Raw genomic sequence first — 20,694 nt, forward strand, 5'->3', positions numbered from 1 at the left:
TCGTCACAGTCAGCTCAAGCAGCGATCGACGCAGATCCTGGCCAGTACCTCGGCGGAATCCACAAGGGGAACAGTCACATCTGCGGCGGCCAGCAACAGCGGAACCTCCGTGCACCCCGCAATCACCGAACGTGCACCCAGATCGATCAGCCCTTGGGCCAGGGACCGCATCGCTGCCCGCTGGTCGGTGCCGGCATCGCCGCTCTTGACCGCATAGATGCAGTCCATGAAGCCGGTTCGCGCGTCGCCCTGCATCAGCACGGGCTCCAGACCCGCGTCGGTGAGGGCCTGTCGATACAGAGCCTCGCCACCCGGCGTCGCGAGGATGCCGATCCGCGTCGCCCCGGTCGCGCTCGCGACCGCCACCGTCTCGGCGATCATGTCGATGAAGGGCAGGCCGGCGGCCTCTACGCCCGCCTTCTGGGCATGGGCGGTGTTGCAGGGCATGGCCAGGATATCGGCACCGGCCGCCTTGAGACGCAGAGCCATGGTCGCCAGTTCCGCCTCGGCCTCGCCCGGCCGGGTGTTTCGGTCGGGCACCTGGGGGTTCATGTCCATCAGGACGCGGATGTGGTCGGCATCGCCCTGAGCCGGGGTCAGGGCCTGGACCTGGGCCAAAAAGGCCACCGTCGCGGCCGGGCCCATGCCGCCTAGAACCCCGAGAGTTTTCACGGTCGCGTCTCCGGGCGATCATCGCCGACGCCGGTCTATCGCCGTCAGGAACCGTCTGTCCATCGGCGCGGGAGCCAAGTCTAGAGTGTCGCCAATCTCGGAGTCAGCAGAATGGTCGTCGAACTTCTCGCCTTGTCAGCCCTCGCCGTGGCTCAGGTCCGCGCGGAGCATCCATGGTTCAACATCGGGATGCATCGTGTGAGCGACACCGCTGATCGGTCACTCTTGATCAGCGACCCACAGCCCGGTCGGGCCGGCGTCACGACCGTTTACCGGCTGGATCTGATGCCCAGTCCGCTCGTATCCAATGGCCATGTGTTTGACGCCGTGGGTCAGAAGGTCGAGGTCGACTGCCGCGCGCGGACCCTGGGCGCGAGCCACATCCTGCTGATGATGTCGGGCGACGACCCGTTTCAGTCTCCGCGCCCGTTCGAGATCGTGTCGGACAGCGGCCCGCTGGAAGTCTCGATGGCCGCGCCCGCCGCTGAGACTTGGCCGGCTGTGGTCGTCGAAGCCGCCTGTGATCCCGAGGCCTTCCGCAAGCCCGAACCCGCCTCCAGCTGGGGTATAGCCCTCGGCTCTGCGCGCATAGCGTGGGCTTTGGACGGTGCGATCGGACAGTAGATTAAAGCTGCGGACCGATTTCTGAGCCATAGCCGAACAGGCCCTGGGCCCCGCCGGTGTGCAGGAAGACGACGGTCTCGTTCTCGAAACGGCCGGCGCGGGCCAGGGCGATCAGACCCTTCATCGCCTTGCCGGTGTAGACGGGGTCCAGCACGATGGCGTCGGTGCGCGCCGCCAGCACCAGGGCGTCGATCACCGCCTGATCGACCAGGCCGTAGCCCTCGCCGACATAGTCGCAGTCGGCGACGACCATGTCATCGGTCACCGCATCGGGGCGGCCCAGCAGGGCTGCGGTTTCGCGCGCCAGCTTGAGGACGTTCGCCTCCTGCTTTTCCTTCGGTGCCCGGACGCCGATGCCCAGCACCGGGATGTCGGCCCCCATGACGGCCAGACCGGCCACCAGTCCGGCGTGGGTTCCGGCACTGCCGGTCGCGGTCACGATCCGGTCGATCGGCATGTCCAGTTCATCGGCCTGGACCACGATCTCGCGCGCGCAATCGACATAGCCCAGGGCACCGATGGCGTTCGATCCGCCGCCGGGGATCACATAGGGCTTCCCGCCGCGCTTCCTGACATCGGCGGCCGTGGTTTCGAGCTCGGCGACCATGTCGGACCCGCCCGGCACGCGCCGGATCGTGGCCCCGAACAGCCGGTCCATCAGGACGTTGCCGTTCCAGACATAGTCCTCGGCCTTCGACCCCGTCCGTTCCTCCAGGATGATCTCGCAATTCAGGCCGTGGGCCGCGGCGGCCGCGGCCGTCTGGCGCACGTGGTTGGACTGGACCGCGCCCTGGGTCACGAGGGTGTCGACACCCTCGACCATGGCCTGACCCAGCAGGAACTCCAGCTTCCGGGTCTTGTTGCCGCCCCCGGCCAGGCCGGTGCAGTCGTCGCGCTTGATCCAGAGCTCTACGCCCAGCGCCTCGGACAGACGCGGCAGAGGCTCCAGCGGGGTCGGCAGATGAGCCAGGCGGACGCGGGGAAAGCGGGCGAGATGCATGGGGGACGCTCCGGGTCGGGGCCCCGTGCTTAGCCCGTCAGGAGGGCGGCGCGAAGGCCTTTCAGGCGCTGCCCTTGGCCGTAAGCGCGTCACGCAGCAGTTCCACGACCCGGGCCGCGGACGGCGCATTCTCGGCCATCAGATCGGTCAGGGCCCGACCGGTCGCGGGCTCGATCCGGGGGCTGGCCATGCTCCATCCGGCGAAGGTTCGGGCCTCGATCGGATAGCGGTCGAGCAGTTTCAGATCGCGATGACGGGGATCGCTTTCAAGCCGACGCAGCAGGGCATCCAGCCTTTCGCCCTGACCCTCGACGACCTGGACATATCTCTCCTCGTGCGCCGCCAGGGCACCGGTCAGGCCGTCCCGATCATTGTTGCGCTGCGACTCCGCCAGGATGGTCGCCAGGTTGAGCAGCGATCCCGTCGAGCCCGTGGCACGGCTTTCGTAGACGAGGCGTTCGAGGCGGTGGGGCATGGACTCACTCGGACTGAACAGAAACGGAAATTACTGGCGGCGAGACTAGACCTCGCAAATAGCTGTTTCCAAGAGGAAAAATGCAGGGTGTCCAGTCTGTACGGCGGCTGACACGGGCGCAAATCCTAGCGCTTGAAGGCGCGAGGTGACGTTGGACCCGTTTCGCCGCTAGCGTGGCCGCAGACCCACGGAGCCCGCCATGACGCTGGAACGCACACGCCGCGCCGACTATCGCCGCTTCGAGCCGATCGAGACGCGGTGGTCGGACAACGACGTCTATGGCCACGTCAACAACGTCGTCTACTACGCCTGGTTCGACACGGCGGTGAACCGGATGCTGATCGCCGAGGGGTTGCTGGATATCCAGGGCGGCGACGAAAGCATCGGCCTCGTGGTCGAGACGGGCTGTCGGTATTTCGCCTCGACCGCCTTTCCCGACGCGATCACGGCCGGGATCCGGGTGGCCAAGCTGGGCACCTGCAGCGTCCGCTACGAGATAGGCCTGTTCCGGGGTGACGAGGACGAGGCGGCGGCGGTCGGCTTCTTCGTCCACGTCTATGTGGATCGCGAGACGCGGAGGCCCAAGGCGCTGGGGGAGGCAATGCGTGCCTTCCTAACTCGCCTGACCTAGTCGTCCAGATAGCCGATCAGGGTCAGCGCCCCGACGGCCGTCAGCACGCCCAGAGCGAAGGCCGCGACGATGGAGCCGGTGGCGACGGCGGTGGAGACGTTGATGGGCCTGGCCTCGTACCATTCGACGATGTCGGCCTCATCGAGGTCGTCGTCGGCGTAGTTGTCGGCTTCGGAGGCGTAATCGGGTGCGGACATCGTTTCTTCCCTTCGGGAGGCGCTACCGCTCGCGACGCGGTCGCTCGCTGCTTGAGCGCCCTTTGCGGTAGTGTGGTCGTCCTCGCTTAATCCACGTCAGGCTTGGCGGTTCCGCAAAGGTGACAGGCGCACGGCCATCGGCTAGACGCGCTGCCTGATCCAAACACGGAACGCGCTCAAGCAGCGAGCGACCGCGTCGCGAGCGATAGCGCCCTAAAGAGACAAGCATGGCCGGTCATTCCAAATTCAAGAACATCATGCACCGCAAGGGACGCGCCGACGCGGTGCGGTCCAAGCTGTTCTCCAAACTGTCGCGCGACATCACCGTGGCGGCCAAGTCGGGGATGCCCGATCCGGCCCTGAACCCGCGCCTGCGCCTGGCCGTCAACAACGCCAAGGCCGAGAGCCTGCCCAAGGACGTGATCCAGCGCGCCATCAACAAGGCGGCCGGCGGCGACGTCGATACGATGGAAGAGGTCCGCTACGAGGGGCGTGGCCCCGGCGGCGTGGGCATCATCGTCGAGGCCCTGACCGACAACCGGAACCGCGCCAACTCCAACATCGGCACGGCCTTTAAGAAGAACGGCGGGGCATTGGGCGAGATGAACTCGGTCGCCTTCATGTGGGACAAGGTCGGCCAGATCATCTACCGCGCCGAAGCGGGCACCGAGGACGCCGTGATGGAGGCCGCCATCGAGGCCGGCGCCCAGGACGTCGAGAGCGATCTGGTCAAGCCCGACATCTATGAGGACGCGCCAGGCCACACCATCTGGACCGCCTTCGAGGACCTGAACGAGGTCGCCGAGGCCATGTCCAAGATCCTGGGCGACGCCAAGTCCACCGCCATCGTGTGGAAGCCCCAGTCGGAGGTGCCGATCACGGGCGAGCACGTCACGACCCTGATGAAGCTGCTGGACGCCCTGGACGCCGAGGACGACGTGCAGAACGTCTATTCCAACGAAAGCATCTCGGACGAGGACCTGGCCAAGCTGGGCTGACGTCAGGTCCCGTGGGCTGGTGGCGGCCGGCGGTTCGGCGCAGGCTGCGACGATGACAACGTCGCACTGCTGGGCCGCCGGCCTCCTGCTGGTCACCACCCTCGCCCTCGGATCGCCTGCCCTCGGCCAGACGGAGCAGCAGCGTTCCGGCTTCGACGTGGCGGCGGCGCTGGACCTCAGTGAGGAGCAGCTCTCCTGGATGGCGGCGGTGGACGAGCTGGGACCGAACCATCCGGTGAGCCTGGACCGTGAGGCGATCTTCGCCATGACCCTTAGCGACGCGGGGGACTTCGACACGGCGATGTTTCGCTGGAGACGGCTGGTGGGGGTGTTCTCAAAGCCGGCGACCGCGCCGCAAGACCCCCGCATGCTGACCCTGGCGCGCATCTTCCTGGCCGAGGCGATGCTGAAGCTGGGCGACAGGGTTCGGGGCGAGCCCCTGGCCCAGGCCGCTTACGAGGAGTCGGTGCGGATGTTCGGCGTCTCGGACCAGCGGTATACCGACCGTATCCGGGGGGCGCTCACCGAACAGGCCCTGAGGGTTGGAGATTTCGACGCGGCGGCGCGATGGCTTGTCGAGACCGTGGAAGCCGAGATCGCGGATACCGGCCCGAGCGATCGCACAGCCGGCTTTGGCGGCTCGGCCGCCGACATATTGATCGAGGCGAACAGGCCCGCAGATGCGCGCGCCATCCTGATCCGTAGCGCGGGACCGGAGGGCGGGCCCTATACGGAGGCCAACCGGCTGAAACTCCTGGAGCTTCAAGAGGACTGGGAGTCTCTTGAGTCGGCAGCGGCCGCCTATTCCGCGAAACGCCGCCAGGACGCAACGCCTGCCGCGATTTCCGACGCCCAGTCGGCGGATCTGGCGCGAGTTAACGCCATGATCCATCTGGCCCGGCGCGGACGACCGGCAGACTACGCGACGGCGGTGACGGTGCTGGATCGGGTCCGCACGGAGCAGGAGGCCGACCCGACGAAATCGGGTCTGACCGGCACACTGACACATCAGGCCGATGTTTACGCCCTATGGCCGGGACACCAGGACCTGGATCGCGCCGTTGAGGTCTGGACGGCCATCGTCGATCTCAGAAGAAACACATTGGGCGACAACGCTCGACTGACCTGGTCGGCGCGACTGGGTCAGGCGATCGCGCTCAAGAACGCCGGCCGTGCGGACATGGCGGAACGCGTCTTTCGGACCGTGCTGGGGGCTCCGCGCGATCTGACCACCGCCGAGGATCGAATGTACGCGTCAATCGGCGTCTCGATCCTGCGCGCCGACGCCGGGGATCCGCCAGGGGCCTATGCGGTCCTGAGGTCTGCAGGTCGCGACTATCTCGACTACGTCCGCCAACCTGCGCAAAGGCGGGAGGCGCGATCCTCGCTTGACGGGTTCAACGAGGTCTATCGCGCTCAGGTCAGTGCGGCCTGGGGATATTCCGGTCGTCTTGCGAAGGCAGGATGAGCAGAGGCCTTCCGGGCAGGAACGGCCGGTCCGGAGACGTCAGGTCCGGTCGGTTGATCGGCTGATCCGGCGGAGGCATGACTGCGGCATGCGCGCCCTGCCGGCCCTGATCGTTCTGCTGTCCGCCGGGACGCTAATCCCATCCGGCGCCCTTGCGGCCACTCAGGCCGTCGCGCCCGCCGAAACCCCCGCCCTGATGGCGGCGCGCCGGCTGTACGCCAAGGCCTTGAAAGAACCGCAGGGCGAACAGGGGACGGCGGCGATCAACGCCCGTTGGACCCTGGCCACCCAGTTGGTCGAGAACAGCCTGTTCGCAGAGGGTGAGGCCGAGTTTCGCGGCCTTGAGGCGATCCTGCTGCCGAGACTCGGCGCGGATGACCGCAACCTGATCGCGATCCAGTCCCAGATCGCCAACGCCCGACTGGGACAGGAAAAGTGGGCGGAAGCGGCCGAGATCGCCCTGCCGGCCTATGAGCGTGCTCTGGCCCTGTATGGCCCAGACCACGCCACCACCCACGACCTGCGCATGGCGATGGCCAGCAGCCTGGCCAATCTGGAACGCTACGCCGAAAGCGAACCCTATGCCCGGGCCGGGTTCGACTATCTGAGGCGCACGGGCGGCGATCAGGACGCGGCCGACATCGCGGCCACACTGGCCCTGATCTACGATCGTCTGGACCGGCCCGACGAGGCCCGGGCGGTCATGCGGCTCGTCGAGGGCGACGACCCCATACGTCGGCTGTTCAACGACGCCGAGCGAACCGAGGATCCGGCCGACGAGGCCCGGGCCTGGCAACGGGTTCTCGACGCCCTGCCGGCCGACGACGCGCGACGGACCGATGTGGAGGTCAAACTGGCCTTCGCCCTGGCCATGTCGGGCAGTGCGGAGGATCCCGGACCCGCGCGAGAAGCCGTCGCCCGCGCACGGACCCTGCTGGCTCATGCCGAGGCAAACGGGCTGACGGAACTCAGGGACCAGGCAAACCAGATCCTGGCCCTGGGGCTGGCGCTTCTCGATGATGAGGATGCCGCCGCAGGAGAACAGGCCCGGGCGATCGCCCTGGAGCGTCTGGAGACCGCACGGCGTACTATGGGCGACAACCACAAGAGCACGATCGACGCCCGTCTCTACTACGCCATGATGGCCAGTCTGCAGCTTCCACCGGAGATCGTCCTGGCGGAGCTCGATATTGTGGATGCCTGGATCGAGGCCAACCCCGGGGCCTTCGACGCCCAGACGGTCGCCTTCGCCGCGATGGCGCGCGCAGCCGTCCTGGGTGAGAAGAAGGATCTCGGTGGTGCCTATCGCGCCATGGCGCGCGCGACCGGGGCGATGCAGAGCGTCGCACTGGAGCGGATCGACCACAGCCGCAGAGCCTACCTCGACCACTGGGGGCGACTGTTCCAGGTCCAGGTCAAATGGGCGTGGCGGTATTCCGACGCTCTGGACGGCGGGCCCGTCGCGTCTGCAACCGGAACCCCGACGGCACAGGCGGATTAAGGCAGGCCCGATACCGCCAAGCCTGGACCCCGCCCCATGGATATCACCCAGCTGATCCTCGACGACCACGCCGAACAGCGCCGCCTGTTCGCCATTCTGGAACAGATCGACGCGACGGATGTGGACGCCCTGACCAAGGTCTGGGGCCGGCTGTCGGCGTTTCTGGACGTCCATGCCGAGGCCGAGGAACGGTTCTTCTATCCTGAACTGCTGAAGCGCGGCGAAGGCGCCAACGACGCCGAGGACGGCACGGTCGAGGGCGAGACCGAGGACGCCATCGAGGACCACAACAAGCTGCGCGACGCGGTCGCCGCCGCCAACCGTCTGCCGGTCGGATCCGGTGCCTGGATCGAGGCCGTGGGCAAGGCCAATGTCGTCAACTCAAAACATATGGGCGAGGAGGAACGTCAGGGGCTGACCGACTTCCGCCGCCGCGCACCGATCGCCGTGCGCCATGAGCTGGCCGTCAAGTTCGCCGCCTTCGAGGCCGATCACCTGCTCGGGATCAAGCCGGTCAACAAGGACCCCGAGGCCTATATCGAAAAGCACGGCTGATCCGGATCAGATTTCGACAGTGCCCATACGGCCTCGCCGTTGTATCCGACATCATGGGTACGAGCGGCATGAGACGAGCGGGGCGGTCGGCGATCGCCGCACTATTGGCCGCAACCGTGGCGGTTGTCCCACCGGCGCTGCCGGCACCGGCGGCGGCTCAGCAGACACCGACGGGGGCTTCAGCCGGACCCGTACGCATCCGGACCTATCTCAACCAGTCGGCAGTCGCACCCCGTCCGCCCGCCGATGACGGCGGTGCCAACGCGATTCTGGCCCGGGCCCAGAACGATATGGCGGCAGGCCGAAACGCAGAGGCCGAGGCCGGGTTTCGCCGGTCATTGGACATCCTGAAAACCCGGCCCTCCACCCCGTCGGATCAGGTCGAGGCGGTGACGAGCATGCTGGCCTTCTTGCTGGCCTCGACCGGACGGACAGCGGAGGCAGAGGCGTTGGCGCGGCCGATCGACCTCGGTGGCCTGCCGCCCGCCCATGCCGCGCGCCAGCGCGCCAGCTTCGTCCTGGCCATCGCCGCTGCCACCCAGGGGCGGTACCTGGAGGCGGCCGAACGGCTGAAGGGACTGGTCGACATGGCCCTGGCCGGCGACGATCGGGAAACGGCGGGTCAGGTGTCGGTCATGCTGGCGGCGGCATACCGGACCTTGGGCCGAAACCAGGACGCCATCGACGCCATGGCCGTGGCCACCCTGCCCACCGGGCCGATGACCGACCTCGCACGGCTGCGCCAGGCGGCGGACAGCGGCGACACGGACGCGGCCATCGCCGCCGCCGACGCCCTGATCGCCTTGCCGCGTCGCCAGGATCTCCCAGACAGTCTGCGCGCCTATGCCCTGGCCGAGCGGGCCAGGATGCTGACGCGACGGGCCCGGCAAGGGTCCGGGCCGGGGGCGTCGCCCGATCTCGCCGAGGCCGAACGATCCTTGCGCTCAGCCCTCGCTGCCGGGCTGGCCGCCGACACGCCCTTGATGAACGTCAGCCTCCAGGAGGCGCTGGGGATGACCCTGTTGGCGGGCGCAGGCGAAAGCCCGACATCGGCCTCGACCCTGGAGGGCCTCGACCTGCTGAAGACGGTGGCCGAACGGCGCGAGCAGTTGCTGGGGATCGACAACCCGGCGGCGGTGGGCTCGCGGGTCGACTATGCGGTCTGGCTCTCGGTGGCGAACCAGGGAGATCAGGCCCTGAAGATCATGGACGCCATGGCCGCAAGGGCCGACGCGGCACCCGGTTTGATGTCTCGCGAACGTCGCGGCATCCTCGACGTGTCGCGTGCCTCGATCATGATGAGGGATCTGAGGCTGGGCGACAGCTATCTGACGCTGCGCGCCGCGGGGCTCAATCTGCAGGCCTATGCGCTTGCACCCGAACGCCGCGACGATGCGCGCGAGACCCTGGCCGGCCAGTCCAGCATATACCGGACGCAGGTACTGTTGGGCTTTCTGACGGCACGAGAGCTGGCCTCCCAATCGGCCCGGAAACGCTGAAGTCGCACCACAGATCGGTTCGGCTCAGTGGTCGGCCCCGTGATCGGGAATGCAGAGAATGTTGCCGCACGCCTTGCAGTGGACGGCGTCGGGGTCGTGTTTGGTCAGGCCGCAATCCTCGCACGGATAGGTGACCTTGTGCGGCCGGAACAGGGTCTGGCCAAGGCGCAGGAACAGGGTGATCCCCACCAGCATGATGGCGATGGACAGCAGCCGTCCCCACGGCCCCGGCAGGGTGACGTCGCCGAACCCGGTCGTGGTCAGGGTCGCCACGGTGAAATACAGGGCGTCGATATAACCGACCAGGCCGGGATGCCCGCCGCGGAAGCTGGTGTAGACGAACCCCGTCGCCACGAAGATGAAGGTTACCAGGGCGGCCAGGGCGCGGGTCACCGCCTCCACCTTGGTGTTGTCGAACCGGTGGCCGACCGTGCGCCAGAACAGGTCGGAATTCAGCAGGGTCCAGAGCCTGAGAATCCTCAGGAAGCCAAAATTGAGCGCCCAGGCCGGGAACAGCAGGGTGGCCAGCACCACGATGTCGATCCAGTTGATCGGCCGTTTGAACCAGTCCTTCCAGTCCGAATAGGCCGCGATCCGCGCCACCAGATCGGCGGCCAGCAAGGCGGCGATGGCATAGTCGATGATATAGAAGCTGCGCCCCTGCTCCTTCAGGAGCGGGGCGGCGATGAAGAAGGCGATGATGGCGAAGTCGATCACGACGACGGTCAGCCGGAACCGCACGGCCAGGGGCGACGCGCCGTGGTAGAGGTAACGCAGCCGCGCGCGCAGTTCGAGGCCGTGACGCTTCATGGTCCGGGGCGGCGGGGTTCTGGCGGGGGCCTTCATCACGGCCATCGTTAGACGTTGGGAACCGGGCGCGCCATGCGTATATGGTCGCCATGATGTCCCGCCCTTTCGTCAAGATGAACGGCGCCGGCAACGACTTCGTCGTGGTCAATGCGCTGGATCGGCCGTTCACGCCGACGACCGAACAGGTGCGCGCTCTGGGCGACCGCAAGACCGGCGAGGGTTTCGACCAACTGATCTCCATAGAACCGTCGGAAACAGGCGACGCCTTCATGCGGGTGTGGAACAGCGACGGGGCCATGGTGGAGAACTGTGGCAACGCCCTGCGCTGCGTCGGCTGGATGCTGCTGGAGGCGGGATCAGGCGAGCGGGTCGCGATCGACACCCTGGGCGGCATGACCACGGCCAGCCGGGCGGGCGACCACCGCGTCACCGTCGACATGGGCAAGCCCCGGCTGGACTGGTCGGAGATTCCGCTGTCCGAAGAGATGGACACCCGCAACATCGAGCTTCAGGTCGGGCCGATCGACGCGCCGCTGTTGCATACGCCGGGCGCGGTCTCGATGGGCAATCCGCACGTGGTCTTCTTCGTGGACCAGACGCCGGACGATGCCTTCGTGCGCGGGTCGGGGTCGCTGGTCGAGCATCACCCCCTGTTCCCGGAAGGGGTCAATGTCGGCTTCGCCCATGTTCTGGCACCCGACCACATCCGCCTGCGGGTGTGGGAGCGGGGCGCAGGCCTGACGCGGGCCTGCGGTACCGGGGCCTGCGCCGCCCTGGTGGTCTGCGCACGACGCGGGCTGACGGGCCGGAGTGCGCGGATCGACGTCGATGGCGGCGAACTCCACATCCGCTGGGACGAGGCCACCGACCACGTCTTCATGACCGGCCCGGTCGAGATCGAGCGCACGGGCACGCTGCCCTTCTGAACAGGCCGCGCCGATCGCATCGTCTGCGGGCTTTTCGCCGCGCCGTTTCGCCTGCTAAGCCTGACCCAGCGCGCCCGCAGACGGCGCGGGGGAGACGATGCGCATGACGACCGCCGACACCGCCACGACCGAAGCCGCCAAGGACGGTCCGAGCCTTAAGACCGTGGTGATCGCCTCGGCGGCGGGGACGGCGTTCGAATGGTACGACTTCTTCGTCTTCGGATCCCTGGCGACCATCGTGGCGCGGCATTTCTTCGCCGATGCGGGCGAGACGGTCGCCTATATCCTGGCGCTGCTGACGTTCGGCCTCGGCTTCGTGGTGCGGCCGGCCGGAGCTCTGGTGTTCGGCTGGTTCGGGGACCGGACGGGGCGCAAGACGACCTTTCTGGTGACCATCACCCTGATGGGCGTCGCCACCGTGGCCATCGGCCTGCTGCCCGACTACGGCCAGATCGGCATCCTCGCGCCCATCCTGTTGCTGGTCATGCGGATGCTCCAGGGCTTCGCCCTGGGCGGCGAGTACGGCGGGGCGGCCATCTATGTCGCCGAACATTCGCCGCGTGAAAAGCGCGGCCTGCTGACGGGCTGGATCCAGACCACGGCGGCCCTGGGGCTGATCGGCGCCCTGTCGGCCATATTGATCACCCGGGCCATCGTCGGCGTGGAGGCGTTCGACGAATGGGGCTGGCGCATCCCCTTCCTGCTGTCGGCCTTCCTGCTGGCCGTGTCGCTGTGGATCCGGCTGAAGCTGCACGAGAGCCCGGCCTATCAGCGGATGGAGGCCGAGGGTGGTGAGCGGCGCGCGCCGTTCCGCGAGGCCTTCGGCACCTGGAAGAACGGCAAATTCGTCCTCATCGCCCTGTTCGGCATCATGATCGCGCAAGGGGCGGTCTGGTACTGCGGCTATTTCTACACCCGGTTCTTCATGGAGCGGGTGCTCAAGATCGACGTCGCCATCGTGGATCAGCTGGTGCTGATGATCACCGTCGCCTCGGCCCTGCTGTACGTCTTCTTCGGCTGGCTGTCGGACAAGGTGGGGCGCAAGCCGGTGATGATCGGCGGCATGATCCTGGCGCTCGTCGCCTTCTTTCCCGGCTTCCAGGCCCTGACCAAGGCGGCCAACCCGGCCCTGGCCCAGGCCCAGGCGTCCTCGCCCGTGACGGTGACGGCCGATCCGGCGACCTGTGCGCTGCAGTTCGATCCGGTCGGCAAGACCAGCTTCGCCTCCAGCTGCGACATCGCCAAGAGCGTGCTGTCCAACGCCGGGGTCTCTTACGCCAATGTCGGGGCCCCGGCCGGCACGGTCGCCAGCGTCCGCGTCGGTTCGACCGAAATCGCCTCCATCGACGGGCTGGCGATGTCGAAGGCCGATCTGAAGACCGCCCGCGCGGGCGTCGAGACCCAGGTCAAGGCCGCCCTGGTCCAGGCCGGCTATCCGACCAAGGCCGATCCGGCGCAGATCAACCGGCCGCTGGTCTTCGCCATCCTGATGATCTTCATCGTCGCGGCCTGCGCCCTGTACGGCCCCCAGGCTGCGGCCCTGGTCGAGCTGTTCCCCACGCGGGTGCGCTATACGGGCATGAGCCTGCCCTACAACGTCGGCACCGGCTGGATCGGAGGGCTGCTACCGGCCGCCAGTTTCGCGCTCGTGGCCTGGTCAGGGAACATCTATTTCGGGCTCTGGTATTCGGTCTTCTTCACGGCCGTGGCCGTCCTGGTCGCCATCTTCTTCCTGCCGGAGACCAAGGGGCGGGACCTGGATACGGTCGGGGACTGATCCCTCACCGCCCCACCACATGCAGGGCCTGGCCGTTGGCCCTCAGCCAGGCGCGAAAGGGCCGGTGATCTCCGACCAGGCGGTGGACGACCGACCAGTAGGCTGGGCTGTGGTCGGCGTGGACCAGATGGGCGACCTCGTGGGCGGCCAGGTAGTCGAGCACGGCAGGCGGGGCCAGGACGACGCGCCAGGAATAGCGGATCGAACGGTTGTGCGGGCTGCATGAGCCCCAGCGCGAGCGGGTGTCGGCGATCGAGACCCTGACCGGCTTCTGGCCCAGAGTCTTCAGATGGTGATCGGTCCGGGCGATGAGGGCGGTACGGGCCTCGCGCTTGAGCAGGGCCTCGACACGACGTCCGAAGGCCACGCCTTCGCCGCCGGAACGGATCACCGGGCCTAAGGCATCCTCCGTCAGGCGAGCCGCGCCGTTCGTGCCCGTCGCCTCCAGTCGGACCTCGCGGCCATGCAGGCTGACGACGGTGCCGGGCTCCAGCGGCACGCACGGGGCGCGCGCCTCCAGCCGTTCGGCGATCCAGCCGGCCTTTGACCGGGCGAAGGCCACGGCCTCGCTCAGTCGCCGCTCCGACGGTGCGACGGCGACGACCTCACCCGACTTCGCATCGATCCGTATCGAAATCCGCCGCGCCCGCGGATTGACGGACAATCTCAGAACCAACCTCTGATCGCCCTCGCCCCCGGCCCCCTTATCAAGGCTTTGGCCCGGGTTAAGCGGCAGACGCTGATTGGTTCGGTACGGCGCAGAGCTTTTCATTGGCGGCGATGAAGTCCCGGGCGCGCGGATAGATTTCTTCGCGGAACCGGCGGCCGTTGAAGACGCCGTAGTGGCCCACGTCCGGCTGGACATAGAGCACGCGGCGCTCGACGGGAATGTTCGGCGTCAGGATGTGGGCGGCCTGGGTCTGGCCGACGCCGGAGATGTCGTCGTTCTCGCCCTCGACCGTCATCAGGCCGATGTCGGTCACCGCCGAGAGGTCCACGAGCTTGCCGTCATGTTCCAGCAGGCCGCGCGGAAGCAGGTGCGACTGGAAGACGATGTCGATGGTCTGGAGATAGAATTCCTCGGTCAGGTCCAGCACCGACAGGTATTCGTCATAGAACTGGTCGTGCTTCTCGACGCCGTCGCCGTCGCCCTTCACCAGGTTCTTGAAATAGTCCCAGTGGGCGTCCTTGTGGCGCTGCTCGTTCATGGACATGAAGGCGTAGAGCTGGACGAAGCCCGGATAGACCCGGCGGCCAAAGCCCGGATAGGGCCAGGGCACGGTGTGGATCATGTTGGACTTGAACCAGGCGAAGGGCTTTTCCTCGGCCAGCTGGTTGGTCACGGTCGGCGACAGGCGGGCATCGATCGGCGAGCCCATGAAGGTCATGGAGGCCGGGCGGTTTGGGTCGTTCTCGGCGGCCATGACGGCGGCGGCGGCGAGAACCGGCGGGCCGGGCTGACAGACGGCGACGACGTGGGCGCGCGGACCGATCTGGGCCAGCATCATCCGGACGTGGTCGATATAGTCGTGGAAGTCGAAGCGACCCTCCAGCACCGGCACCGTGCGGGCGTTGACCCAGTCGGCGACATAGACGTCGTGGTCCTGGAGGAAGGTCTCGACCGTGCCGCGCAGCAGGGTCGCGTAATGGCCCGACAGGGGGGCCACGATCAGGACGCTGGGGGCGGCGACCGGCTTCTTGGCGCGCTTCAGATCACCGACATTGCGCGCGAACCGGACCAGACGCACCCAGGGTGTGGACCAGACCACCTGTTCGACGGTCCGCACCGGCTTGCCGTCGATGGTGATGGTTTCCAGGCCCCAGTCCGGCTTGCCGTAACGGCGGGTCACGCTCTCGAACAGTTCGGCCGAGGCATAGGCCGTGCGACCGATCGCCGTCTCACTGGCCGGGTTCAGCGGCGATTTCCAGAAGCCCCGCGCCAGTTGTGCTGCGAGGCGAAAGGGCTGGGCCGAAGTGTAGGCCATCTCATGAAGTGCGTAGAGCATAGGATCCTGTCGACGGTCCCCACCGAATGCGGCAGGGCACCATAGAACGCGCCGCACTGCAAAAGGATTTATTCCTCAGCCCCGCTTCATCACCCGCTCGATCAGCTGTGCCGACCGTTCGGGTCCCAGATCGTAGGCCAGGGCCGAGCGGAAGCGGCCGTCGGGACCCATCAGATAGACCGTCAGGGAATGGTTCATGGTGTAGGCGTCACCCTCTCCGACCTTCTCGTAATAGGCGCGGTAGGCCTTGGCGGCGGCGGCGACCTGTTCGGGCGTGCCCGTCAGGCCGATGACGCCCTCGGGGAACCCGTCCGAGGCCAGGTAGTCCTTGAGCGCCTGAGGCGTGTCGCGGGCCGGATCAATGGAGATGAAGACGATCTGGAGGTCCTTCGCAGCTTCGCCCATCTGCGCCTTGGTCGCCGCCAGGCCGTTCAGCGTGGTCGGGCAGTAGTCCGGGCAATAGGTGAAGCCGAAGAAGACCAGGCTCCATTTGCCGTCAAGCAGGGTCTGATCCACCGCCCGACCGTCCTGGTCGACCAGCTGGAACGGCCCGCCGACCTGGGCCGCGTCGGACGATGCCCCGCCCGAGGCCTCGACCGTCGCCCGCTCGCGGCTGGTCACGACCACGACGGTGATGACGGCCAGGGTCGCGGCGATGACGATACAGGCTGCGGCGAACAGCAGGATGGAACGACGCGGCATCTTGGCTTCTCTTCGACAGGATCGCCGACACGACGGCGCGAGCGGTCTATAGAACGCAGGTGAGCATCCTGGAAAACGCTTCATCGTCGCAATCGGGTCAGGCACCCGGCCTGATCGACTATTCGATCGCCAACTGGCGCGATCTGCCCCGGCGTGGGCGGGGTCTGACGCTGCGGACCCTGATCATCCTGCGCTGGCTGGCGATCCTGGGCCAGAGCGCCACCGTCGTGGTCGCCGCCGGGATGCTGCATTTCCCGCTGCCGATCTGGCAGTGCCTGCTGGTCATCGCGGCCAGCGTGATCGTCAACATGACCTCGGTGGCGCGGCTGCGTCAGACCGACAGCCGCCTGCCGGACGGACGCCAGACCGCGATCCACCTGGGATTCGACATCCTGCAACTGTCGGTGCTGCTGGCCCTGACCGGGGGGCTGGAGAACCCGTTCTGTCTGTTGCTGGTCGCCCCGGTGACGGTGGCGGCGGCCTCCCTGCCCGGACGGCAGGCGATCGGCCTGGGGCTGCTGGTGCTGATCGCGACGGGGGTACTGTTCAAATGGTCTTTGCCCCTGCCCTGGCAATCGGGGACGGAGCTGGAACTGCCGATCCTGTACCGGTTCGGCACGGGCCTGGCCCTGATCACGGGGGTGGTCTTTACCTCGGCCTATGCTTGGCGGGTCGCGGCGGACGCCGAGAAGCTGGAGCTGGCCCTGGCCACCACCCAGGATGTGCTGCAACGCGAACAGAGGCTGGCGGCCCTGGGCGGTCTGGCGGCGGCGGCCGCGCACGAGCTGGGCACGCCGCTGGCGACCATCCAGGTGGTGGCCAAGGAGCTGCTGCGGGACGCCAAGGCCGGCGGGGCGGTGGCCGAGGACGCCACCCTGCTGCTGCAACAGGCCGACCGGTGCCGTGAAATCCTGAAACGCCTGTCCCAGCGGCCCGAGGACGGCGACGCCCTCTATGCCGACGTGGGGCTCAAGGCCCTGCTGAACGAGGTGGTCGAACCCCACGCCGGCTTCGATCTGGAGATGTCGGTCTATGTCGGGGGACAGCCGGGCGCGGCGGAACTGCGTGTGCTGCGACTGCCCGAAATCATCCACGGCCTGTCGGCCATCGTCGAGAACGCCGCCGACTTCGCCACCTCGGAGGTGAAGATCGACGCCACGGTCGCCGCCGACTGGATCGAGGTCGAGGTGATCGACGACGGCCCCGGCTTCGCGGCCGACATCCTGCCGCGCCTGGGCGAGCCCTATGTGACCAGTCGGCCGCAGGGCAAGGCGCGCCGGGCCCTGGCCGCCCAGATTCGCGACGCGACCCGGCCACCCAAGATCACCGTCGGCAAGGGCAAAAAGGCCCCGCCTCCCCCGCCTGAACCGGTCATCCCCAGCCAGGGCGGGATGGGCCTGGGCTTCTTCATCGCCCGAACCCTGCTGGAACGGACGGGCGGGGTGGTCACGGTGGGAACGGGCGAGGCCGGACACGGGCCGAACCGGGGGGCGCGGGTCACCGTGCGCTGGCCCCGTGCGGCGTTGACGCCCGCTTGATCCCGGGAGCGGGCAGGTGGACAAGCGACAGATCGCCGCGCCGCTTGACCTTGGCCGTGCGACGACCGACCTGAGCGTGATGGAGACCATTGAAATGTCGAGCATCGAAGACCGCATCGCCGGTCTGTCGGATCGCACCCTGCTTCTGCTGGACGATGACCAGGCGTTGCGCACGCGGCTGGGCCGGGCGCTGGACTCGCGAGGGTTCCAGGTCACGACCGCCGGGTCGGTGGCAGAGGCGACCGAGGTGCTCAGGACCCTCCTGCCCGCCTTCGCCGTGCTGGACATGCGGCTGGACGACGGCAACGGGCTGAAGATCGTCGAGACCCTGCGCGAGCGGCGCGAGGACGCCCGCATCGTCATGCTGACCGGATACGGCGCGATCGCCACGGCGGTGGCGGCGGTCAAGGCCGGCGCCGTCGACTATCTGTCCAAGCCCGCCGACGCCGACGACGTGGTCAAGGCCCTGCTGGCCATCGGCGACGCCACGCCCGAACCGCCCGAAAATCCGATGAGCGCCGACCGGGTCCGCTGGGAGCATATCCAGCGGGTCTATGAGCTGTGCGACAACAACGTCTCCGAGACCGCGCGGCGGCTGGGCATGCACCGTCGGACCCTGCAGCGGATATTGGCCAAGCGCGCGCCGCGGTAGGGGTGATTGGTGGCTAGTGGTTAGTGGTTGATACTGCACGGCATGCCCGGCGATAACCGGCTTGCGGGCTGGCAGTCACCAATCACCAATCACTCTCTCAGGAGCCGCATCGCCCCCAGTCGTCCGAACGCGACGGTCAGCGCCTTCCTGCGCGCCGGGGCCAGGGCCAGTACCGGCGCGTCCCTGACCACCGCCCCGCCGAAGCCGTCGGCGACGATCAGCCCCGGTTCCAGCGGCAGAACGTCCTGGGGAAACTCGGGGGCCACGGCGAAGAAGAAGGCGTCGCAGAAGGGGGCGTACTCGGGCCATTTGCGATCGACCCGGTAGTCCTCGATCCCCGACTTCACCTCGCAGATCACGATGTCGCCCTTGCGCCCCAGGGCCATGACGTCGGCACGCCGACCGTTCGGCAGGCAGACCTCGAGCAACGGCGCATAGCCCATGTCGGCCAGCAACCGCGCTGCGCCCCGGGTCACCGACTGGGTGGTCTCGGGACGGCTGAAGACGAGTTCGAGGTGGACGGCGGCGGCGGGCATGCGGTCAGTATGTTCCGGGTGTGTTCTCGAATCAACGCAGCGCGGTAACCACCTATCAGAATCCGTAGGTAGCCGCCGAACGGGCCGCATTGCACCGTGGCATCATGGAATGGGCGGCGCGTGCGATCGGGGTCTTCTATGTGTTCGCGGGCCTCGTCGCCCTGCGGCAGATGGTGTTCAACTGGCGGCTGGAGGCCGCGTTCGGCAAGATCTTCCCGACGCCGGCGAACGAGCGGGCCGCCGACATCATCCTGACCGTCGGGTCTATGCTGGTGCTGGTTTCCGGCATCGCTCTGGTGCTGCTGACACGCTGGGCGGTTCCGGCGTTTCTGGCGTGCTGGGGGTTGCAGGCCGGTTATCTGCTTTGGGCCCAGCGCTGGTACTCGCCGGAGACCGAGGAGATCGCCCGGGGGCGACGCCAGACCATCAACGCCTTTGCCGTCTACAGCGTCGCCACCGGCGCGGTCCTGGTGTTCGGACACATCGCGGTTCTGCGCTAGAGGCCGGGATCGAAGGCGCCGGTGTCCTGCATCCGGCATTCGCGGGCGATTTGGGCGCGGTAGCCGAGGTCGTCGGCCATCCGCTTGATCTCGTCCGACACCGTGGTCTTGCAAACCCCCGGCACCACCGCGTGCAGGAAGGCGGTTCCCGACAGCCGCGCCAGCCGCAGACCGCAGCGGGCGGCCGTGGCGAAATGGTCGATGTAGCTTTCACCGACCTCGCGCGGGTGGTCGGCGAACAGGCGGGCCGAGGTCTGGATCAGGGTGCGGATCAAGAGCGCCTCCGTTCGCGGCCGGGCCGACCCCTACCGCATCGGTCCATTCTGGCCTAAACCGGCCGCTGAAACAGGGGGCGGCCGTCACCATCGCGTGACGACGGCGAAAGACCCCCGCAATCTCGGGAAGACCTCATGGCCGACGGCGCCACCGCCCCTGTTCAGACCTTCAAATGGGACGATCCCTTCGACCTGACCGGCCGGCTGACCGAGGACGAGCGGGCGATCCAGGATGCGGCCCGGGCCTATGCGCGCGAGAAACTGCTGCCCCGCGTCGTCGCAGCGTTCCGCGACGAGACCTTCGATCGCGCCATCATGACCGAGATGGGCGAGATGGGGTTCCTCGGGGCGACCCTGCCGGAACAGTACGGCGGATCGGGCGTCAGCCATGTGGCCTATGGACTGATCGCGCGCGAGATCGAGGCGGTCGACAGCGGCTACCGCAGCGCCATGTCGGTGCAGTCTTCGCTGGCCATGTATCCGATCTATGCCTTCGGGTCCGAGGAGCAGCGGATGCGGTTCCTGCCCCGGATGGCGGCGGGCGAACTGATCGGCTGTTTCGGCCTGACCGAGGCCGACGGCGGTTCGGACCCGGCCTCGATGAAGACCAACGCGGTCGCCGTGGACGGCGGCTATCGGCTGAACGGCGGCAAATACTGGATCACCAACTCGCCGGTCGCCGACCTGGCCGTGGTCTGGGCCAAGCTTGAGGGCGTGATCCGCGGCTTCATCGTGGAGCGGGATTTCGACGGCTTCACCACGACCAAGATCGGCGACAAGCTGTCCCTGCGCGCCTCCATCACCGGCGATATCGGGCTGAACGACGTCTTCGTGCCGGAGGCCAATCTGCTGCCGGGGGTCAAGGGTCTGCGCGGGCCGTTCAGTTGCCTGAACAAGGCGCGGTACGGCATCGCCTGGGGGGCCATGGGGGCCGCCGAGTTCTGTTTCCACGCGACGCGCGACTATGTCGCCGAGCGGATGCTGTTCGGCCGCCCGCTGTCGAGCCGGCAGCTGGTGCAGAAGAAGCTGGCCGACATGCAGACCGAAATCTTCCTCGGCTTCGAGGGGGCCTATGCCCTGGGCCGGCTGATCGACACGGGCGCCTGGGTTCCCGAGGCGATCAGCCTGATGAAGCGCAACAACTGCGGCAAGGCCCTGGCCATCGCCCGCGAGGCTCGCGACATGCACGGCGGGGCCGGGATCACCGGCGAACTGCACGTCATGCGCCACGCCATGAACCTGGAAACCGTCAACACCTATGAAGGCGCACACGACGTCCACGCCCTGATCCTGGGCCGGGCGATCACCGGAGAAAGTGCGTTCTAGGAAGCGCCGCGCGCCGCGCTGACGGA

General features: G+C 67.6%; 23 protein-coding genes. 13 read left to right on the plus strand and 10 right to left on the minus strand.

What is annotated here, in order from left to right; genetic code table 11:
• Window positions 1-9 precede the first annotated feature (9 nt).
• Window positions 10-672: an amino acid racemase gene (locus O5K39_RS01570; RefSeq protein WP_271145557.1), complete on the minus strand. Its 663-nt coding sequence runs from the start codon at window positions 670-672 to the stop codon at window positions 10-12.
• A gap of 111 nt (window positions 673-783) precedes the next feature.
• Between O5K39_RS01570 and O5K39_RS01575 the strand changes: the two genes are divergently transcribed.
• Entirely contained in the window at window positions 784-1,296 is a 513-nt protein-coding gene (locus O5K39_RS01575) for a hypothetical protein (protein ID WP_271145558.1), read from the plus strand.
• A gap of 1 nt (window position 1,297) precedes the next feature.
• Here O5K39_RS01575 and O5K39_RS01580 read toward each other — a convergent pair whose 3' ends face one another.
• The gene (locus tag O5K39_RS01580) at window positions 1,298-2,296 is read right to left on the minus strand and encodes a D-cysteine desulfhydrase (RefSeq protein WP_271145559.1); all 999 of its coding nucleotides are present in this window, start codon (window positions 2,294-2,296) and stop codon (window positions 1,298-1,300) included.
• 61 nt (window positions 2,297-2,357) lie between these two features.
• A complete protein-coding gene (locus tag O5K39_RS01585) occupies window positions 2,358-2,771 on the minus strand; it encodes a BLUF domain-containing protein (RefSeq protein ID WP_271145560.1) in 414 nt (137 codons plus the stop codon).
• Window positions 2,772-2,970: 199 nt separating this feature from the next.
• Between O5K39_RS01585 and O5K39_RS01590 the strand changes: the two genes are divergently transcribed.
• A complete protein-coding gene (locus O5K39_RS01590; protein ID WP_271145561.1) occupies window positions 2,971-3,402 on the plus strand; it encodes a thioesterase family protein in 432 nt (143 codons plus the stop codon).
• On the opposite strand, the gene O5K39_RS01595 is transcribed toward O5K39_RS01590, so the two are convergent.
• Window positions 3,399-3,599, minus strand: coding sequence for a hypothetical protein (locus O5K39_RS01595; RefSeq protein ID WP_271145562.1), 201 nt, complete (start codon window positions 3,597-3,599; stop codon window positions 3,399-3,401). The two genes, O5K39_RS01590 and O5K39_RS01595, sit on opposite strands and share 4 nt — an antisense overlap.
• A 227-nt stretch (window positions 3,600-3,826) precedes the next feature.
• Here O5K39_RS01595 and O5K39_RS01600 point away from each other — a divergent pair, with 227 nt between their 5' ends.
• The 5 genes from O5K39_RS01600 (at window position 3,827) to O5K39_RS01620 (ending at window position 9,620) form a co-directional block, all read left to right on the plus strand.
• Entirely contained in the window at window positions 3,827-4,597 is a 771-nt protein-coding gene (locus O5K39_RS01600; protein ID WP_271145563.1) for a YebC/PmpR family DNA-binding transcriptional regulator, read from the plus strand.
• 52 nt (window positions 4,598-4,649) lie between these two features.
• Entirely contained in the window at window positions 4,650-6,065 is a 1,416-nt protein-coding gene (locus O5K39_RS01605) for a hypothetical protein (protein ID WP_271145564.1), read from the plus strand.
• Between the two features lie 88 nt (window positions 6,066-6,153).
• Window positions 6,154-7,566 carry a hypothetical protein gene (locus O5K39_RS01610; RefSeq protein WP_271145565.1) on the plus strand — a complete coding sequence of 471 codons (1,413 nt, stop codon included), beginning with the start codon at window positions 6,154-6,156 and terminating at the stop codon, window positions 7,564-7,566.
• A gap of 36 nt (window positions 7,567-7,602) precedes the next feature.
• A complete protein-coding gene (locus tag O5K39_RS01615) occupies window positions 7,603-8,121 on the plus strand; it encodes a hemerythrin domain-containing protein (RefSeq protein ID WP_271145566.1) in 519 nt (172 codons plus the stop codon).
• Between the two features lie 116 nt (window positions 8,122-8,237).
• On the plus strand, window positions 8,238-9,620 hold the full coding sequence (locus O5K39_RS01620) for a hypothetical protein (protein ID WP_271145567.1): 1,383 nt from the start codon (window positions 8,238-8,240) through the stop codon (window positions 9,618-9,620).
• Window positions 9,621-9,644: 24 nt separating this feature from the next.
• Here the strand turns inward: O5K39_RS01620 and O5K39_RS01625 are convergent, their stop codons facing one another.
• On the minus strand, window positions 9,645-10,466 hold the full coding sequence (locus O5K39_RS01625) for a potassium channel family protein (RefSeq protein WP_271145568.1): 822 nt from the start codon (window positions 10,464-10,466) through the stop codon (window positions 9,645-9,647).
• A 56-nt stretch (window positions 10,467-10,522) separates the two neighbouring features.
• Between O5K39_RS01625 and dapF the strand changes: the two genes are divergently transcribed.
• Both dapF and O5K39_RS01635 read left to right on the plus strand, forming a co-directional pair.
• Complete coding sequence (gene dapF, locus O5K39_RS01630; protein WP_271147206.1) at window positions 10,523-11,356, plus strand: diaminopimelate epimerase; 834 nt, start codon at window positions 10,523-10,525, stop codon at window positions 11,354-11,356.
• Window positions 11,357-11,459: 103 nt separating this feature from the next.
• Window positions 11,460-13,133 carry an MFS transporter gene (locus tag O5K39_RS01635; RefSeq protein WP_271145569.1) on the plus strand — a complete coding sequence of 558 codons (1,674 nt, stop codon included), beginning with the start codon at window positions 11,460-11,462 and terminating at the stop codon, window positions 13,131-13,133.
• Window positions 13,134-13,137: 4 nt separating this feature from the next.
• Here the strand turns inward: O5K39_RS01635 and O5K39_RS01640 are convergent, their stop codons facing one another.
• From O5K39_RS01640 to O5K39_RS01650, 3 genes are all read right to left on the minus strand, one after another.
• The gene (locus O5K39_RS01640) at window positions 13,138-13,797 is read right to left on the minus strand and encodes a SprT family zinc-dependent metalloprotease (RefSeq protein WP_271145570.1); all 660 of its coding nucleotides are present in this window, start codon (window positions 13,795-13,797) and stop codon (window positions 13,138-13,140) included.
• A 61-nt stretch (window positions 13,798-13,858) separates the two neighbouring features.
• Window positions 13,859-15,139 (minus strand): polyhydroxyalkanoate depolymerase, encoded by a 1,281-nt coding sequence (gene phaZ / locus O5K39_RS01645; protein ID WP_271145571.1) that lies wholly within the window; start codon window positions 15,137-15,139, stop codon window positions 13,859-13,861.
• A gap of 75 nt (window positions 15,140-15,214) precedes the next feature.
• Complete coding sequence (locus O5K39_RS01650) at window positions 15,215-15,841, minus strand: SCO family protein (RefSeq protein ID WP_271145572.1); 627 nt, start codon at window positions 15,839-15,841, stop codon at window positions 15,215-15,217.
• A 59-nt stretch (window positions 15,842-15,900) separates the two neighbouring features.
• Between O5K39_RS01650 and O5K39_RS01655 the strand changes: the two genes are divergently transcribed.
• Entirely contained in the window at window positions 15,901-17,379 is a 1,479-nt protein-coding gene (locus O5K39_RS01655; protein WP_271145573.1) for an ActS/PrrB/RegB family redox-sensitive histidine kinase, read from the plus strand.
• Between the two features lie 94 nt (window positions 17,380-17,473).
• Entirely contained in the window at window positions 17,474-18,031 is a 558-nt protein-coding gene (locus O5K39_RS01660) for an ActR/PrrA/RegA family redox response regulator transcription factor (RefSeq protein ID WP_271147207.1), read from the plus strand.
• 89 nt (window positions 18,032-18,120) lie between these two features.
• Here O5K39_RS01660 and mmcB read toward each other — a convergent pair whose 3' ends face one another.
• Window positions 18,121-18,567, minus strand: coding sequence for a DNA repair putative endonuclease MmcB (gene mmcB, locus O5K39_RS01665; RefSeq protein WP_271145574.1), 447 nt, complete (start codon window positions 18,565-18,567; stop codon window positions 18,121-18,123).
• An 89-nt stretch (window positions 18,568-18,656) separates the two neighbouring features.
• On the opposite strand from mmcB, the gene O5K39_RS01670 reads away from it, so the two are divergent.
• Entirely contained in the window at window positions 18,657-19,067 is a 411-nt protein-coding gene (locus tag O5K39_RS01670) for a hypothetical protein (protein ID WP_271145575.1), read from the plus strand.
• Here the strand turns inward: O5K39_RS01670 and O5K39_RS01675 are convergent.
• Window positions 19,064-19,342, minus strand: coding sequence for a DUF6356 family protein (locus O5K39_RS01675; protein WP_271145576.1), 279 nt, complete (start codon window positions 19,340-19,342; stop codon window positions 19,064-19,066). The two genes, O5K39_RS01670 and O5K39_RS01675, sit on opposite strands and share 4 nt — an antisense overlap.
• 135 nt (window positions 19,343-19,477) lie before the next feature.
• Between O5K39_RS01675 and O5K39_RS01680 the strand changes: the two genes are divergently transcribed.
• Window positions 19,478-20,668 carry an acyl-CoA dehydrogenase gene (locus tag O5K39_RS01680; protein WP_271145577.1) on the plus strand — a complete coding sequence of 397 codons (1,191 nt, stop codon included), beginning with the start codon at window positions 19,478-19,480 and terminating at the stop codon, window positions 20,666-20,668.
• Window positions 20,669-20,694: the final 26 nt, after the last annotated feature.

The organism is Brevundimonas sp. NIBR10 (assembly GCF_027912515.1).
GTDB lineage: Bacteria > Pseudomonadota > Alphaproteobacteria > Caulobacterales > Caulobacteraceae > Brevundimonas.